The 14,901-nt window shown below is 66.7% G+C and carries 12 protein-coding genes; 6 read left to right on the forward strand and 6 right to left on the reverse strand.

The features are described 5' to 3' along the window. Positions 1-75: 75 nt before the first annotated feature. From gmk to ODI_RS12200, 6 genes are all read left to right on the forward strand, one after another. Positions 76-750 (forward strand): guanylate kinase, encoded by a 675-nt coding sequence (gene gmk, locus ODI_RS12175; protein ID WP_074046763.1) that lies wholly within the window; start codon positions 76-78, stop codon positions 748-750. A 105-nt stretch (positions 751-855) separates the two neighbouring features. Next, the gene (gene rpoZ, locus ODI_RS12180; protein WP_067750179.1) at positions 856-1,059 is read left to right on the forward strand and encodes a DNA-directed RNA polymerase subunit omega; all 204 of its coding nucleotides are present in this window, start codon (positions 856-858) and stop codon (positions 1,057-1,059) included. A gap of 25 nt (positions 1,060-1,084) precedes the next feature. After that, a complete protein-coding gene (locus ODI_RS12185; RefSeq protein ID WP_067750177.1) occupies positions 1,085-3,376 on the forward strand; it encodes a RelA/SpoT family protein in 2,292 nt (763 codons plus the stop codon). A 130-nt stretch (positions 3,377-3,506) separates the two neighbouring features. Further along, positions 3,507-4,016: a sigma-70 family RNA polymerase sigma factor gene (locus tag ODI_RS12190; protein WP_067750175.1), complete on the forward strand. Its 510-nt coding sequence runs from the start codon at positions 3,507-3,509 to the stop codon at positions 4,014-4,016. Next, on the forward strand, positions 4,016-5,029 hold the full coding sequence (locus tag ODI_RS12195) for a FecR domain-containing protein (RefSeq protein WP_067750173.1): 1,014 nt from the start codon (positions 4,016-4,018) through the stop codon (positions 5,027-5,029). The genes ODI_RS12190 and ODI_RS12195 overlap by 1 nt, the downstream gene beginning before the upstream one ends. Before the next feature lie 134 nt (positions 5,030-5,163). Beyond that, positions 5,164-7,596, forward strand: a complete 2,433-nt coding sequence (locus tag ODI_RS12200) for a TonB-dependent receptor domain-containing protein (RefSeq protein ID WP_067750320.1) — start codon at positions 5,164-5,166, stop codon at positions 7,594-7,596. Positions 7,597-7,657: 61 nt separating this feature from the next. Here ODI_RS12200 and glnQ read toward each other — a convergent pair whose 3' ends face one another. The 6 genes from glnQ to aceF all read right to left on the reverse strand — a co-directional run bounded on the left by glnQ (position 7,658) and on the right by aceF (position 14,890). After that, positions 7,658-8,386 carry a glutamine ABC transporter ATP-binding protein GlnQ gene (gene glnQ, locus ODI_RS12205; RefSeq protein WP_067750171.1) on the reverse strand — a complete coding sequence of 243 codons (729 nt, stop codon included), beginning with the start codon at positions 8,384-8,386 and terminating at the stop codon, positions 7,658-7,660. After that, a complete protein-coding gene (gene glnP / locus ODI_RS12210; protein WP_067750169.1) occupies positions 8,383-9,039 on the reverse strand; it encodes a glutamine ABC transporter permease GlnP in 657 nt (218 codons plus the stop codon). The genes glnQ and glnP overlap by 4 nt, the downstream gene beginning before the upstream one ends. A 178-nt stretch (positions 9,040-9,217) precedes the next feature. After that, a complete protein-coding gene (glnH, locus tag ODI_RS12215) occupies positions 9,218-9,970 on the reverse strand; it encodes a glutamine ABC transporter substrate-binding protein GlnH (RefSeq protein ID WP_067750319.1) in 753 nt (250 codons plus the stop codon). Between the two features lie 131 nt (positions 9,971-10,101). Then, a complete protein-coding gene (locus ODI_RS12220; RefSeq protein WP_067750318.1) occupies positions 10,102-11,322 on the reverse strand; it encodes a DNA polymerase Y family protein in 1,221 nt (406 codons plus the stop codon). A 73-nt stretch (positions 11,323-11,395) separates the two neighbouring features. After that, complete coding sequence (gene lpdA / locus ODI_RS12225) at positions 11,396-13,180, reverse strand: dihydrolipoyl dehydrogenase (protein ID WP_067750167.1); 1,785 nt, start codon at positions 13,178-13,180, stop codon at positions 11,396-11,398. Between the two features lie 12 nt (positions 13,181-13,192). Beyond that, the gene (aceF, locus tag ODI_RS12230; protein WP_067750165.1) at positions 13,193-14,890 is read right to left on the reverse strand and encodes a dihydrolipoyllysine-residue acetyltransferase; all 1,698 of its coding nucleotides are present in this window, start codon (positions 14,888-14,890) and stop codon (positions 13,193-13,195) included. Positions 14,891-14,901: the final 11 nt, after the last annotated feature.

Genomic DNA, 14,901 nt, shown 5'->3' on the forward strand with positions numbered 1-14,901 from the left:
TATGAGAAGGCCAGTGTAAGGCTGCCGCCCCATTTTTGTTATTCTTCGTCCTTCGCTTCATCTCCTCGAATTCCCATGTCGTCTGCACGCGCCGGTAACGTGTTCATGGTCGCCGCCCCCAGCGGGGCCGGCAAGTCCAGCCTGGTCAATGCGCTGCTCGAGCGCGATCCCAGCATCCGCCTCTCCATTTCCTGCACCACGCGCGCGCCGCGGCCCGGCGAAGTGGATGGCCGCGAGTATCGTTTCGTCGACGTCGAGCAGTTCAAGCGCATGCGCGACGGGAACCAGTTGCTGGAATGGGCCGAAGTGCACGGCAATTTCTATGGCACGCCCCGGGATGTCATCGAGTCGTCCACGGCCGAAGGCCATGACGTGCTGCTCGAGATCGACTGGCAAGGCGCGCGCCAGGTGCGCGGCCATTACCCTGCCGCCATCGGCATCTTCATCCTGCCGCCCTCCATCGAGGCGCTGGAAAGCCGCCTGCAGAAGCGCGGCCAGGACGACAGCCATGTGATTGCCCGCCGCCTGCTGGCCGCGGGCGGCGAAATCGCCCACGCGCCTGAATTCGAATATGTTATTATTAATCAAGAATTTAGCGTCGCATTGAACGAGCTTTCACAAATCGTTCAAGCGACGCGTTTGCGATTCCTGTCGCAAGCAGCGCGGCATCCCGAACTCTTTTCGCAGTTGAGCATCACGCCGGGCGTCAGCCAGGCTGGCGCAAAGTCCTCGGCGACGCCTTTGGCCTGAGTGAATTCCCATGCGTTGATGTTCACGCGTTAAAGTTCAAGCTCAAGGCCCGAGCCCGCGCGCTGCGTTGCTCCCCTCTCACCTCATTTTCTCCAGGTAATTGCCATGGCCCGTATCACCGTCGAAGACTGCCTGCAACAGATCCCCAACCGCTTCAACCTGACGCTGGCCGCCACCTATCGCGCCCGTGAACTGGCCCAGGGCCACGCCGCGCGCGTCGACAGCAAGGACAAGCCCACGGTGACCGCCCTGCGCGAAATCGCCGCCGGCGTCACCGGCCTGGAAATGCTGCGCAAGGTTCCCACCTGATTCATCACGCAGCCGGCTTTCCTTCATGGCTTTCGGATTCAGGAACGCATCCTCCGGACTGCTCGCCGCACTGAAAGCCGGGTCACGCCTGGGCAGGCGTACCGGCAAGCAAAAATCCCCCGACAAGAAACCCGGCGCCGAGGCGGCTGAAACCGCCACGGCGCCGGTGGCTGCGCCCATCGCTTCGCTGGCGGGCCTGACCGAGATCATCTCGCATTATCTCGACGAAAAAGACGTCGCCCGCGTCCGCGAGGCCTACCGCTTCTCCGACCAGGCCCACCTGGGCCAATTCCGCGCCAGCGGCGCGCCCTACATTTCGCACCCCATCGCCGTCACCGAGATCTGTGCGGGCTGGAAGCTGGACGCGCATGCGCTCATGGCCGCCCTGCTGCACGACGTGATGGAAGACCAGCACGTGGCCAAGCACGAGCTGGCCGAGCGTTTTGGGGCGGAAGTGGCGGAACTCGTCGACGGCCTGTCCAAGCTCGACCGCCTGGATTTCGCCTCCAAGGCGCAGCAGCAGGCCGAGAGCTTTCGCAAGATGCTCCTGGCCATGGCGCGCGACGTGCGCGTCATCCTCATCAAGCTGGCCGATCGCGTGCACAACATGCGCACGCTCGATGCCGTCTCGCCGGAAAAGCGCCGCCGCATCGCGCGCGAGACCCTGGACATCTATGCACCCATCGCGCACCGCCTGGGCCTGAACCTGCTGTTCCGCGAGCTGGAAGACCTGTGCTTCGAGGCCATGTGCCCGAACCGCTACCGCGTGCTCAAGCGCGCCGTGCTGGCTGCCCGAGGCAACCGCCGCGAGGTCATCGGCAAGATTTCCGATGCCGTGCGCGCCGCCCTGCCCGCCGCCGGCATCGAGGCCGAGGTCAGCGGCCGCGAGAAGACGCTCTACGGCATCTACCGCAAGATGGCCGACCAGAAGAAGTCCTTTTCGGAAGTGCTGGACATCTACGGCTTTCGCGTCATCGTGCATACGCTGCCCGAGTGCTATCTGGCCCTGGGCACGCTGCACCAGCTGTACCGGCCCGTGCCGGGCAAGTTCAAGGACTACATCGCCATTCCCAAGCTCAATGGCTACCAGTCCCTGCACACCACGCTGGTCGGCCCCTATGGCACGCCGGTGGAGTTCCAGTTCCGCACGCGCGACATGCATCACGTCGCCGAGGAAGGCGTCGCGTCGCACTGGCTCTACAAGGAAGACGACCTCACTCTCAATGATCTGCAGAAGCGCACGCACCAGTGGCTGCAGTCGCTGCTCGACATCCAGAGCCAGACGGGTGATTCGGGTGAGTTCCTCGAATACATCAAGGTCGACCTCTTCCCCGACGCGGTCTATGTCTTCACGCCGCGCGGCAAGATCATCTCGCTGCCGCGTGGCGCCACGCCCGTGGACTTCGCCTACGCCATCCACACCGACGTGGGCCACCAGGCCGTGGCCGCGAAGATCAACAACGAATACCAGCCGCTGCGCACCGAGCTGAACAGCGGCGACACCGTCGAGATCATCACGTCGGCCGCCTCGCGCCCCAGCGCGCAATGGCTGAACTACGTCCGCACCGGCCGTGCCCGCTCGGAAATCCGGCATTACCTGCGCACCGTGAAGTACGCCGAGTCCGTCGGCTTCGGCGAGCGCCTGTTGTCGCAGGCCTTGCAGGAAATCAAGCTGGACCTGCCCGCGGCCGACGATCCGGTCTGGGACAAGCTGGCCCGCAGCACGGGCGCGCGCTCGCGCGACGAAATCCTGGCCGACATCGGCCTGGGCAAGCGCCTGGCCGCGGTCGTCGCGCGCCGTTTCGCGCCCGAGCACCCGCTGGTGGCCACCACGGCCGCCGCGGTGGATGAAATCACCGCGGCGCGCGCCGCGCCCATGACCATCCAGGGCAACGAGGGCCAGGCAGTGCAGCTGGCGCCTTGCTGCGGCCCCATTCCGGGCGACAGCATCATCGCCGGCATCCGCCTGGGCCACGGCCTGGTCGTGCACACCGAAGACTGCCCGGTGGCGCAGCGCAACCGCGCGCGCGAACCGGAACGCTGGGTGGCGGTGGCCTGGGATGCCAACACGGCCAAGCACTTCTCCACCCGCCTGGACATCGTCACCCGCAACGAGCGCGGCGTGCTGGGCCGCATCGCCGCCGAAATCACGGCCACCGATGCCAACATCGTCCATGTGAACATGCATGACGATGCCGTCTCCACGGTGGCGCTGAACCTGACCATCCAGGTCGAGAACCGCAAGCACCTGGCTCACGTCATCCGTGCCGTGCGGCGTGTGCCGCACGTGCAGAAGATCGTGCGCGTGCGGGGCTAGTTTCCGGCCCGGCCTTGCTCCTTGTCCGCAATATCGGTTGCGGAAACGAAATCGCAGCCCATAGAATAATAATAATTCTCATTATTCCGGGCTGTCTTCCTTTCCTGCCCCGATTCCGCTCAAGGACCGCATCGTGCCGGGTGTCACACTCGACTCGCAACATCTACACGCCCTCTACAGCGATCATCACGGCTGGCTGCATGGCTGGCTGCGCCGCAGGCTGGGCAACACCTGGGACGCCGCGGACCTGGCCCATGACACCTTCATCCGCGTGATGACGGGCCGCCGTCCGGTGGCGGATCTCGGCCCCGAGCCACGCGCCCTGCTCACGCATATCGCCAAGGGCCTGGTGGTCGACCATTGGCGGCGGCAGGAGGTCGAGCGGGCGTATCTCGACGCGTTGTCGCAATTGCCCGAGGCCAGCCATCCGTCGCCCGAGAGCCGCTTGCTGATCCTGCAGGCGCTCTGCCGCATCGAGGCCATGCTGCGCGGGCTGCCCGCCCGCACGCGGGAAATCTTCCTGCTCGCCCAGCTCGACGGCCTGACGTATGCCGTGATCGCCAGGCGGATGGGCGTGTCGCTGATCACGGTGAAACGGCACATGCGCGATGCCTTCCTTGCCTGCCTGGCGTTGGACTGATGCCGGCCGCTGAAACCCTGCCGCTGGGCGCGGCCACGCCGCACGCCATCGACCCTGCCATCCTTGGCGAGGCTGCTGACTGGCTGGTGCGGCTGCAATCCGGCGAGGCCAGCCAGGCCGACCGGGACGGGCTGGCCCGCTGGCGTGCTCTGGATCCTGCCCATGAGGCGGCCTGGCTGCGGGCCGAGGGCTTGCTGCGCACTTTCGGCCAGGTGCCCGCGCCGCTTGGGCGCGGCACCCTCGCCCGCCTGCGACGCCCCGGCCGGCGCGCGGCGATGGGCCTGGGGCTGATCTCGCTGCTGGCGCCCCTGGCGTGGCTGGGCGCACGGCGCGCGCCTTGGCAGACCTGGACCGCCGACCTTTCGACCGAAACAGGGCAACGCATGACGGTGACCCTGGCCGATGGCACGCTGTTGCACATGAACACCCGTAGCGCCGTCGATATCGCATTCGACGCGTCGGCGCGCGTGCTGACCCTGCGCAGCGGCGAAATCCTGCTGACCAGCCCGCAGGATGCCGACAGCCGCGCCCTGCCCCCCTTCGAAGTGCGCACGGCCCAGGGCAGCCTGCGCCCGCTGGGCACGCACTACGCCGTCAGGCAGATGGCCGGGGCAACGCGGGTGTCCGTGTTCTCGGGTGCGGTGGCCCTGCGTCCAGCCCAAGGCCATCCGAGGGTGTTGAGGGCTGGCGAACAGGCGAGCTTCACGGCGCGGGACATTTCGCCCGTCGGCGAGGCCGACCCCAACGCGCAGCTTTGGGGCCAGGGCATGCTGATGGCGCAGGACTTGCGGCTGGGCACGTTGCTGGACGAACTGGGCCGCTACCACCGGGGCGTGCTGCGCCGTGACCCGGCCGTGGAAGATCTGGCCGTCACCGGCGCCTTTCCCTTGGACGATATTCCGCGCAGCCTTTCGCTGCTGTCCCAGACCCTGCCGGTGCGCCTTGGGGGATATCCGCCGTACTGGATCACCGTCGAGCGCGCGCCGGACCGGCGCCCGAATGGCGCGCGCTGATACCTTTCTGGCACTTGTCCGGTGTGCATGAGGAAGGCGGCATCAATGCCGCCACCCTCTCACTCTCAAGGCAAAGGTAGACCATGACGGCACGCCGGCATCTCCAGGCGCGGGGCGCACGCCACGCAGCGCACTTGTCCGCGACGGACACGACTCGCCAGACCACTCCCCCGCGCCGGGCCCCGGTACTGGCCCTGGCCGGCGCGCTGCTTGGCGTGGGGCTGGGCGCGCTCACCCTTCCCGCTCCCCTGCTGGCGGCCACCGTGCAGGAAGGCGACGAGCGGCGCACTTATGCCATTGCGGGCGGCAGGCTGGGCGATGTGCTGGCACGTTTCGCCGCCACCGCCGGCGTGCCGCTCTCGTTCGACCCGCAACTGCTGGCGGGGCGCGGCAGCGACGGGCTGCAGGGTTCATACACCATCAAGGAAGGGTTTGACCGACTGCTCGCGGGCAGCGGCTATGTCTTGCGCGACATGGGCGCGGCGGGCTATTCCCTGCAGGCACTGCCGGCGCCAGTCGGCCAATTGGGGCCGCCCCACTTGCTGGCGCCGGTGACGGTCACCGCCACGCTGTATGGCTCGCGCGAAACCACCGCGCTGAACAACTCCTCGGCCTCGGTCGGCATCGTCAAGGCCGAAGACATCGCGCTTGGCCAGATCACCACGGTCCAGGACAGCTTCCGCCGGCTGGCGAACGTGATGGACGCCGCCTTCCTGAATTCCGGCTTCGTCATCCGAGGCATGAGCACGGAAGGCTTCGTGCCGTCCGGCGCGCCCATGGGCTCGGTCTATGTCGACGGCGTGCTGCAAACGCGCTACAGCGCCCGCTTTGGCGCACGCAATCTGTGGGATGCGGAGCAGGTCGAGGTCTATCGCGGCCCGCAATCCACCCTGAGCGGCCGCGCCGCGACGGCGGGCGCGGTGTACATCAAGACCAAGGATCCCACCTTCAAGCGGGAAGCCGAGCTGTCCGGCACGGGCGGCAACCATGACCTTTGGGGCACGGCCTTCATGCTCAACACGCCGCTCTCGGAAGACCAGCTGGCGCTGCGCATCAGCGGTTCCGTCGAGCGGGCGAAGACGCCCGTCAGCTATCCGACCTATCGGCAATACGCCAACTACGACCGATTCAAGACCGAGATCAGCAACAACCTGCGCGCCAAGCTGCTGTTGCTGCCCGCCTCGGCGCCCAGCACCAGGGCGGTGCTGAGCTACGCCTATTCGGACGACCGGCCCAACGAGCGCCTGGTCGGCGAAGGGGCGGACTTCGGCTTCGGTGACGCGCGTGGAGACTGGTACGCCTTCCCGACCTACGCGGAGTTCAGGCAGACCACCGTGCACAACCTGGGCCTGGAACTGACCCATGACTTCAACGACTCGCTGCGCCTGACCTCGCAGACGGGCAACCACCTGGGCAAGACGCGGCGCCGCTCCGTCGACGCGGGCACGGCTGGCCTGGTCGACGGCCTTTCCGGCGAAGTCGAGGACAGGCTGCTCACGCAGGAGTTGCGACTGAACTACGAAGGCGAGCGCTGGAGCTGGGTGGCGGGCGTGTTCGGCAGCTACCAGGACTATGACTCCACCTTCGGCGCGGCGCTGGTGCCGCACCTCCAACTGGCCGAAAGCTTCCGCCGGCGAACCACCAACCTGGCGGCGTTCGGCGAAGCCACCTACGAATTCCTGCCCACCTGGCGCGCGACACTGGGCGGCCGCCTGGACTACCTGCGCGAACGCACCGCGCAGCGCAACGCCGAAACCTACCCTTATGGCGGCGTGCCCTTCACTTACGAAAACAGCGCCGACTTCGACGAGTACAACTTCGTGCCGAAAGTGGGACTGTCGAAATCGATCACGCCGGACCACACGGTGGGCGCCACCTATACGCAGGGGTTCCGCACGGGCGGCTTCTATGTGAACTACAACACGGGCCAAGCCCAATACTACGACCCGGAAACCGCGCAGAACTACGAGTTGTACTACAAAGGCAGCTATCTGGACGGACGCCTGTCCTTGAACGCCAACCTGTTCCTGACGCGCTACAAGGACCAGCAGATCGAGATCCGCCCCGATCCCGCGGACCAGTCCTATCGCGAGACCGCCAACGCGGCCTCGTCACGGACCTGGGGCCTGGAAATCGAGCCCACCTACCAGGCCAATGAGCGGCTGTCCCTGTTCGCGTCGCTGGGGTACCTGAACACCAGGTTCCAGCGTTTCAACCACGCCAGCTACGGCGACCTGTCGGGCCGCGCCTTTCCCGAAGCCCCCGAGTGGAGCGTGGGCCTGGGCGGGCGGTATCAGTGGCCCGGCGGTTTCTACCTGGCCGCCGACGCCAAGTACACCTCGGGCTACGAGGGCCGCTTCGGCATTCCGCCACAGGACACGATCGGCTCGCGCGTCATCGTCAACGCGCAGCTTGGATACCGCCAGGATCGCTGGCAGGTGAGCGTGTTCGCCAGGAACCTGTTCGACAAGCGCTACGTCACCTTCATCGACCGCGAAGCGCAGCCGGCCTATGCCCAGCTGGGCGCCGAGCGCAGCGTTGGCGTGAATCTGAAACTCAGGTTCTGATGCAGAACGGCCCCAGGCACGCAGATGCCCGGGGCCGTTGCCGCGCCACAGCCTGGATGACTCAGGCCACGTGCTGCAGGAAGTCCTTCAGCCGCTGGCTGGGCGGATTCGCCAGCAGTTCGGTGGGCGGCCCATCATGCGCCACCTTGCCACCGTCGAAGAACACCAGCCGGCTGCCCACCTTGCGGGCGAACTCCATCTCGTGCGTGACCACGATCATGGTCATGCCTTCGTCGGCCAGGGTCTTCATGACCTGCAGCACTTCGTGCCGCAGTTCGGGATCCAGCGCCGAGGTGGGTTCATCGAACAGCATCAGCTTGGGCTTGATGGCCAGCGCGCGGGCGATCGCCACGCGCTGCTGCTGACCGCCGGAAAGCTCGCTGGGATAGTGGTCCATGCGTTCGGCCAGTCCGACCTTGGCCAGCAGCGCCTGCGCCTGCTGGCGCGCTTCGGCGCGCGGCATGCCGCGCGTGTGGACCGGCCCGAACATCACGTTCTCCAGCGCCGTCATCTGCGGGAACAGATTGAACTGCTGGAAGACCATGCCCGCCTCGCGGCGGATTTCCCGGACCTGCTCGGGGGTGCCTGTCACGCTGATGCCGTCCACGCGCAGCTCGCCGCCCTGGATGGTTTCCAGCACGTTGATGCAGCGCAGGAAGGTGGACTTGCCCGACCCGGACGGGCCGACCACGACGACCACCTCGCCCGCATCGATGTCGAGGGTGACACCGTTCAGGACGACGTTATCGCCGAACCGCTTCGTGACGTCGCGAAATTCGACCATGCTCATAGTATGCGCATCCTCCGTTCGATCAGGCGCAGAACCAGCGCGATGGTGCCTGTGAGTATCAGGTAGATGATGGCCACGGCCGACCAGATTTCCACGGCGCGGAAGTTGCTGGCCATGATTTCCTGGCCCTGGCGCGTCAGTTCGGCCACGCCGATGACGATGAAGAGCGAGGAGTCCTTCAGGCTGATGATGCACTGGTTGCCCAGCGGCGGGATCATGCGGCGGAAGGCCACCGGCCCGATGATGTGCAGCAGGATCTTGTGGAACGGCAGGCCCATGGCCTGGCCGGCTTCCTTCAGGCCCTTGTGCACCGACAGCAGCGCGCCGCGCACGATCTCGGCGATGTAGGCGCCCGAGTTGATGATGAGCGTGACGATGGCCGCCCACTCCGCATCGACGCGGATATTTGCCAGCAGGGGCAAGGCGAAGTAGATGAACATCACCTGCACGACGATGGGCGTGCCGCGGATGATGGAGACGTAGACCTGCGCGATGCCTGACAGGACGATGTTCCCGTAGGCCCGGGCGACGCCCGCGAGCGCGCCGAGGATGAAGCCGCCGAAAAGACCCCAGAGGGTGATCTTGACGGTCATTTTGGTGCCCTGGATGAGGCTGGGCATGGCTTCGGAGATGACTGTCCAGTCGAATTCCAAATGCGTCTCCTGGTTGGACTGGGCGGACGCGGCGCAGGGCCGCCCGCCCGGAAAGCATGGCGTTATCCGGCTGTCCGGCGCCGCGGCGCCAGGTCCGGGCCATTGCCCGCCGATGGCCGGCGGGCAATGGCATTCATGCCGTCTGCAAGGCAGTCAACAGGCCTTGCTTACCCGGCTTTCACTTGGCCTGCTTGCCGAACCACTTGGCGTAGATCTCGTCGTACTTGCCGTTGCCCTTCAACGTGGCGAGCGCCTTGTTGACCTTCGGCACCAGGTCGCTGCCCTTGGGGAAGGCGATGCCGTAGAAGTCGCCGCTCTTGACCGCGCTGGTGACCTTCACGCGGCCCTTGCCGGCGCTGTTGGCGTAGTACTGCACGTTGGGGGTGTCGTGCACGGCGGCATCGACGCGGCCCGTGGCCAGTTCAAGATAGGCGTTGTCGATGTTGGGGAAGAGCTTGAGCTTGGCATCGGGCACTTCCTTGCGCAGGAAGTCCACCGTGGCCGTGCCGGTCTTCACCGCGACGGTCTTGCCCGACAGCGACTTGGCATCGTTGATGTCGGTGTTCTTGTCGCTGACCAGGATGGACAGGCCGCTTTCGTAATAGGGGTCGGAGAAGTCGATGACCTTCTTGCGGTCGTCGCGGATCGTGATGCCCGCCAGCGCGGCGTCGATGTTGCGGGTCTGCAGGCCCGGGATGATGCCGTTGAAGTCCATGGGCTGGAAGCGGAACTTCACGTCCATTTCCTGTGCGATGGCAGTCCAGAGGTCGATGTCGAAGCCGACGTACTTGTCGCCCTGCTTGAACTCGAAGGGCACGAATGCCGTATCGGTGGCGACCACGAGTTCCTTGTTCTGCGCCGCGGCGGGGGCCAGGGCGGTCACGCCGAGGGCCATGCCGGCCATGAGGGCGGCAAGCTTGCGATGGATCATCATGAAGGGCTCCTTGCAGTGTTGGCGGGCCTGTGGGGCTTGTGGCCCTTGTTTTCGTCCGGCATCGCTCGGGTGTGCCGGGCTCGATGCCGATCTTACCCCAGGCGGCTCGCCCAGGAAGTAGCGCCTTGTTAGCGATTCCGAGGGAAATCCCGGGCCGGGATGTCGGACCACTGGTTCTCGTCGAACAGCGGCAAGGTGTGCGGGTCTCCCGCCTGCCTTGCCGTTGCCGTGGGCGCCGAGGCCGCCGGATCATCCGCCCGCAGCAAGGCCCCTGCCCTGACGCCCAGCAGACGCAAGCGCCGCGACAGGGGCACGCGCTTCAGGCACTGGCCCGCCGCCTGGCGGATCCTCGCGGCATCGGCCGTGGGCAAGGACAAGGTCAGGTCGCGCGTGACGATCTTGAAGTCGTCGTAGCGCAGCTTGATGCCGATGGTGCGGCTCACATAGCCCTTGCGCGCGAGGTCTGCCGCCAGCTGCGTGCACAGCCGGGTGAAGATGGCGCCCAGCTCGGCCTTGTCCCGCACGGCATGCAGGTCGCGCTCGAAGGTGGTTTCCCGGCTGATGGACTTCGGTTCGCTGAAAGTGACGACGGGCCGGTCATCCTGGCCATGCGCCACCCGGTGCAGCCAGCCGCCGGTGTTCTCGCCAAAGGTTTCGCGCAGCCAGTCGGCCTGGGCCGCCGCGATATCCCCCACCGTGTTCAGGCCCAGCGCCTCCAGCTTCTGCGCCAGCTTGGGGCCGATGCCGTTGACCTTGCGCGCGGCCAGCGGCCAGATCCGCGCAGGCAGGTCCGCCAGGCTCAGCACGGTCAATCCGCCGGGCTTGTCGAGCTCGGACGCGATCTTGGACAGCAGCTTGTTCGGCGTGATGCCGATGGAACAGCTCAGGCCGGTGGCCGCCAGGACCCGCTGGCGCAGCGCCTGCCCGACCGCGCGGGCGCCCGCCAGCGGGTCGTCGGCCGTCGCGTCCTGCGCGCCTGGCACATCGGTGAGGTCCAGATAGATCTCGTCGACGCCGCGATCCTCCATGACCGGCGCGAGCGCGAGCACGGCGTCCTTGAAGCGGCGCGAATACTGGCGGTAGCGGTCGAAATCGACGGGCAGCAGGATGGCCTGAGGCGCCAGCGCGGCGGCCTTCATCATGCCCATGGCCGAGTGCACGCCGAAGGCGCGCGCCTCATAGGTGGCGGTCGTCACGACGCCGCGGCCGGCGTAGTCCTTCAGCAAGGCGTGGCGCCAGCTGCCATCGGGCAATTGCTCGGGCGCGCGCTCGCGTCCGCCGATGACGACGGGCTGGCCTTTCAGGTGGGGATAACGCAGCAGCTCAACGGACGCATAGAAAGCATCCATGTCCAGGTGGGCAATGAGACGGCGCGTCACGATGGCGCGCCGCGCGGCCCGAAGGACGCGCGGCGGATGGGACTTACTTCTTGCGCACGGGCGGCAGGTCCGTGCAGGCGCCTTCGGCGGCTTCCGCCGCCAGGCCCACGGATTCGCCCAGCGTCGGGTGCGGGTGGATGGTCTTGCCGATATCCACCATGTCCGCGCCCATTTCGATGGCAAGCGCCACTTCGCTGATGAGGTCGCCCGCATGGGTGCCGACGATGCCGCCGCCCAGGATGCGATGCGTCTCGGCGTCGAAGAGCAGCTTGGTGAAGCCTTCGTCGCGGCCGTTGGCGATGGCGCGGCCGGAGGCCTGCCACGGGAACAGGCCCTTCTCGACCTTGATGCCGTTCTTCTTGGCCTCGTCCTCGGTCAGGCCCACCCACGCCACTTCCGGATCGGTGTAGGCCACCGAGGGAATGACGCGCGCGTCGAAGAAGCTCTTCTGGCCGGCGATGACTTCGGCCGCCACGTGGCCTTCATGCACCGCCTTGTGGGCGAGCATGGGCTGGCCGACGATGTCGCCGATGGCGTAGATGTGCGGCACGTTGGTGCGCATCTGGCGATCGACCTCGATGAAGCCGCGGTCGGTCACCTGCACGCCCGCCTTGTCGGCGGCGATCTTCTTGCCATTGGGCGAGCGGCCCACGGCCTGCAGCACCAGGTCGTAGCGCTGGGGCTCTTTCGGCGCGCCTTCGCCTTCGAACGTGACGTAGATGCCGTCCTTCTTCGCCTCGGCCCCCACCGTCTTGGTGTTGAGCATGATGTTGTCGAAGCGCGGGGCGTTCATCTTCTGCCAGACCTTGACCAGGTCGCGGTCGGCGCCCTGCATCAGGCCGGGCAGCATCTCGACCACGTCCAGGCGCGCGCCCAGCGTGGAATAGACCGTGCCCATTTCCAGGCCGATGATGCCGCCGCCGATGATCAGCATCTTCTTGGGGATGGACTTCAGCTTCAGCGCGCCGGTCGAATCGACGATGCGCTCGTCGTCGGGCAGGAAGGGCAGCTTCACCGACTGGCTGCCCGCCGCGATGATCGCGCTGGCGAACTTCAGCGTCTGGGTCTTGCCGTCATCGCCCTTGACCGACAGGTGGTTGGGGTCGAGGAATTCCCCCACGCCCTGCACCACCGTGACCTTGCGCGCCCGGGCCATGCCGGCCAGGCCGCCGGTCAGCTTGCTGATCACGCCGTCCTTGAAGCCGCGCAGCTTGTCCAGGTCGATCTTGGGCTCGCCGAAGGTGATGCCGTGATCGGCCTGGGCGCGCGCCTCGTCGATGACCGCGGCGGTGTGCAGCAGCGCCTTGGAGGGAATGCAGCCCACGTTCAGGCACACGCCGCCCAGGGTGGCGTAACGCTCGACCAGCACCACGGACAGCCCCAGGTCGGCGGCGCGGAAGGCGGCCGAATAGCCGCCAGGGCCTGCGCCCAGCACCAGCACGTCGTACTGGCCATCGGCCCCGCCCGTGTGCGTGGCAGCCTTCGGCGCGGGCTTGTCGTCCGCCTTGGCCTCGGCCTTGGCTTGCGGCTTGGCTTCGGCCTTGCCCTCCGGCTTCGCGGGTGCGTCGGCGGGCTGGGCGGCGCCTGCCGCTGCTTCCACTTCCACGACCACGCTGCCCTGCGACACCTTGTCGCCGACCTTGACCTTCACCGACTTGACCACGCCGCCCTCGGACGCCGGGATTTCCATCGAGGCCTTGTCCGACTCGACCGTGATCAGGCTTTGTTCGGCCTTGATCGTGTCGCCCTCGGCCACCAGCACCTCGATGACTTCGACCGAGTCGAAATCGCCGATGTCGGGAACCTTGATTGCAGTGAGATTGCTCATGAACGCTCCCGTTTACAGCACGATGCGGCGGAAGTCCGCCAGCAGCGCGCCGACATAGGCGTTGAAGCGCGCGGCCGAGGCGCCGTCGATGACGCGGTGGTCATAGGACAGCGACAGCGGCAGCGTCAGGCGCGGCTGGAATTCCTTGCCGTTCCAGACAGGCTTGTGATACGAGCGCGACACACCCATGATGGCCACTTCAGGCGCATTGATGATGGGCGTGAAGTGCGTGCCGCCGATGCCGCCCAGCGACGAGATCGAGAAGCAGCCGCCCTGCATTTCCGAGGGCGACAGCTTGCCGTCGCGGGCCTTCTTGGCCAGTTCGGACGTCAGTTGCGCCAGTTCGGCCACGCCCTTCTTGTCGGCGTCGCGGATGACCGGCACCACCAGGCCATTCGGCGTGTCGGCGGCGAAACCGATGTGGTAATACTGCTTCAATACCAGGTTGTCGCCGTCCAGCGAGGCGTTGAACTCGGGGAATTTCTTCAGGGCCGCGACGACGGCCTTGATCAGGAAGGCCAGCATGGTGACCTTCACGCCCGACTTCTCGTTCTCCTTGTTCAGCGTGACGCGCAGCGCTTCCAGGTCGGTGATGTCCGCTTCGTCATTGTTGGTGACGTGCGGGATCATGACCCAGTTGCGGTGCAGGTTCGCGCCGGAGATCTTCTTGATGCGCGACAGCGGCTTGGCTTCGACCGGACCGAACTTGGTGAAGTCCACCTTCGGCCACGGCAAGAGGCCCAGGGCCGCGCCATCGGCGCCGCCGGCGGCGGCCGGGGCGCCAGCGCCCTGGCCTGCCAGCACCTTCTTCACGTAGCCACGCACGTCGTCCTGCGTGATGCGGCCCTTGGGACCGGAGCCCTGGACCTTGCTCAGGTCGGCGCCAAGCTCGCGGGCGAACTTGCGCACCGACGGCGAAGCATGCGCCAGGCGCTGCTTGGCATCGTCCACGACGTCGGCCTTCAGGGCCTGGGCGGGCGCTTCCTTGGCCGGCGCGGGCGCGCTGGCTTCGGCGCGGCCGGCATCGGCCTTGGCCGGCGCGGCGGCGGCCTCGGGCTTGGCGGCCTTGGGGGCTTCCTTGGCGGGCGCCGAATCACCGGCGGCCTCGACCTGGGCGATGATGCTGCCCTTCGCGACCTTGTCGCCCACCTTCACTTTCAGCGACGTCAGGACGCCGGCGTGCGAGGACGGGATTTCCATCGAGGCCTTGTCGGACTCGACGGTGATCAGGCTTTGCTCGGCCTTGATGCTGTCGCCTTCGGCGACCAGCACCTCGATGACCTCGACCGAGTCGAAGTCGCCGATGTCCGGCACGGCCACGTCGACCACGCCGCCCGAAGCGGCCTTGGCCGGTGCCTCGGCCTTGGCTTCCTGGGTTTCCTGCCTGGGCGCGGCCGAGGCCTTGCTGTCTTCCGTGGCAGGCGCTTCCTTGGCTTCCTTGGCCGGCGCGGCGTCGGCCTTGCCGCCCGCGGCAGCCTCGACCTCGACGATGACGCTGCCCTTGGCAACCTTGTCACCGACCTTGATCTTGATGGACTTCACCACGCCGCCTTCGGAGGCGGGGATTTCCATGGAGGCCTTGTCGGACTCGACCGTGATCAGGCTCTGTTCGGCCTGGATCGTGTCGCCTTCGGACACCAGCACTTCGATCACTTCCACCGAGTCGAAGTCGCCGATGTCCGGCACTTTGATTTCCACCGTATTGCTCATGTCTCGGACCC

This window comes from Orrella dioscoreae (assembly GCF_900089455.2).
In the GTDB taxonomy this organism is placed as follows: Bacteria; Pseudomonadota; Gammaproteobacteria; order Burkholderiales; family Burkholderiaceae_B; genus Orrella; species Orrella dioscoreae.

Coding starts and splice junctions, on each gene's coding strand:
- gmk (WP_074046763.1), top strand. CDS start 76: ATGTCGTCTGCACGCGCCGGTAACGTGTTCATGGTCGCCGCCCCCAGC.
- rpoZ (WP_067750179.1), top strand. CDS start 856: ATGGCCCGTATCACCGTCGAAGACTGCCTGCAACAGATCCCCAACCGC.
- ODI_RS12185 (WP_067750177.1), top strand. CDS start 1,085: ATGGCTTTCGGATTCAGGAACGCATCCTCCGGACTGCTCGCCGCACTG.
- ODI_RS12195 (WP_067750173.1), top strand. CDS start 4,016: ATGCCGGCCGCTGAAACCCTGCCGCTGGGCGCGGCCACGCCGCACGCC.
- glnQ (WP_067750171.1), bottom strand. CDS start 8,386: ATGAGCATGGTCGAATTTCGCGACGTCACGAAGCGGTTCGGCGATAAC.
- glnH (WP_067750319.1), bottom strand. CDS start 9,970: ATGATCCATCGCAAGCTTGCCGCCCTCATGGCCGGCATGGCCCTCGGC.
- ODI_RS12220 (WP_067750318.1), bottom strand. CDS start 11,322: ATGGATGCTTTCTATGCGTCCGTTGAGCTGCTGCGTTATCCCCACCTG.
- lpdA (WP_067750167.1), bottom strand. CDS start 13,180: ATGAGCAATCTCACTGCAATCAAGGTTCCCGACATCGGCGATTTCGAC.
- aceF (WP_067750165.1), bottom strand. CDS start 14,890: ATGAGCAATACGGTGGAAATCAAAGTGCCGGACATCGGCGACTTCGAC.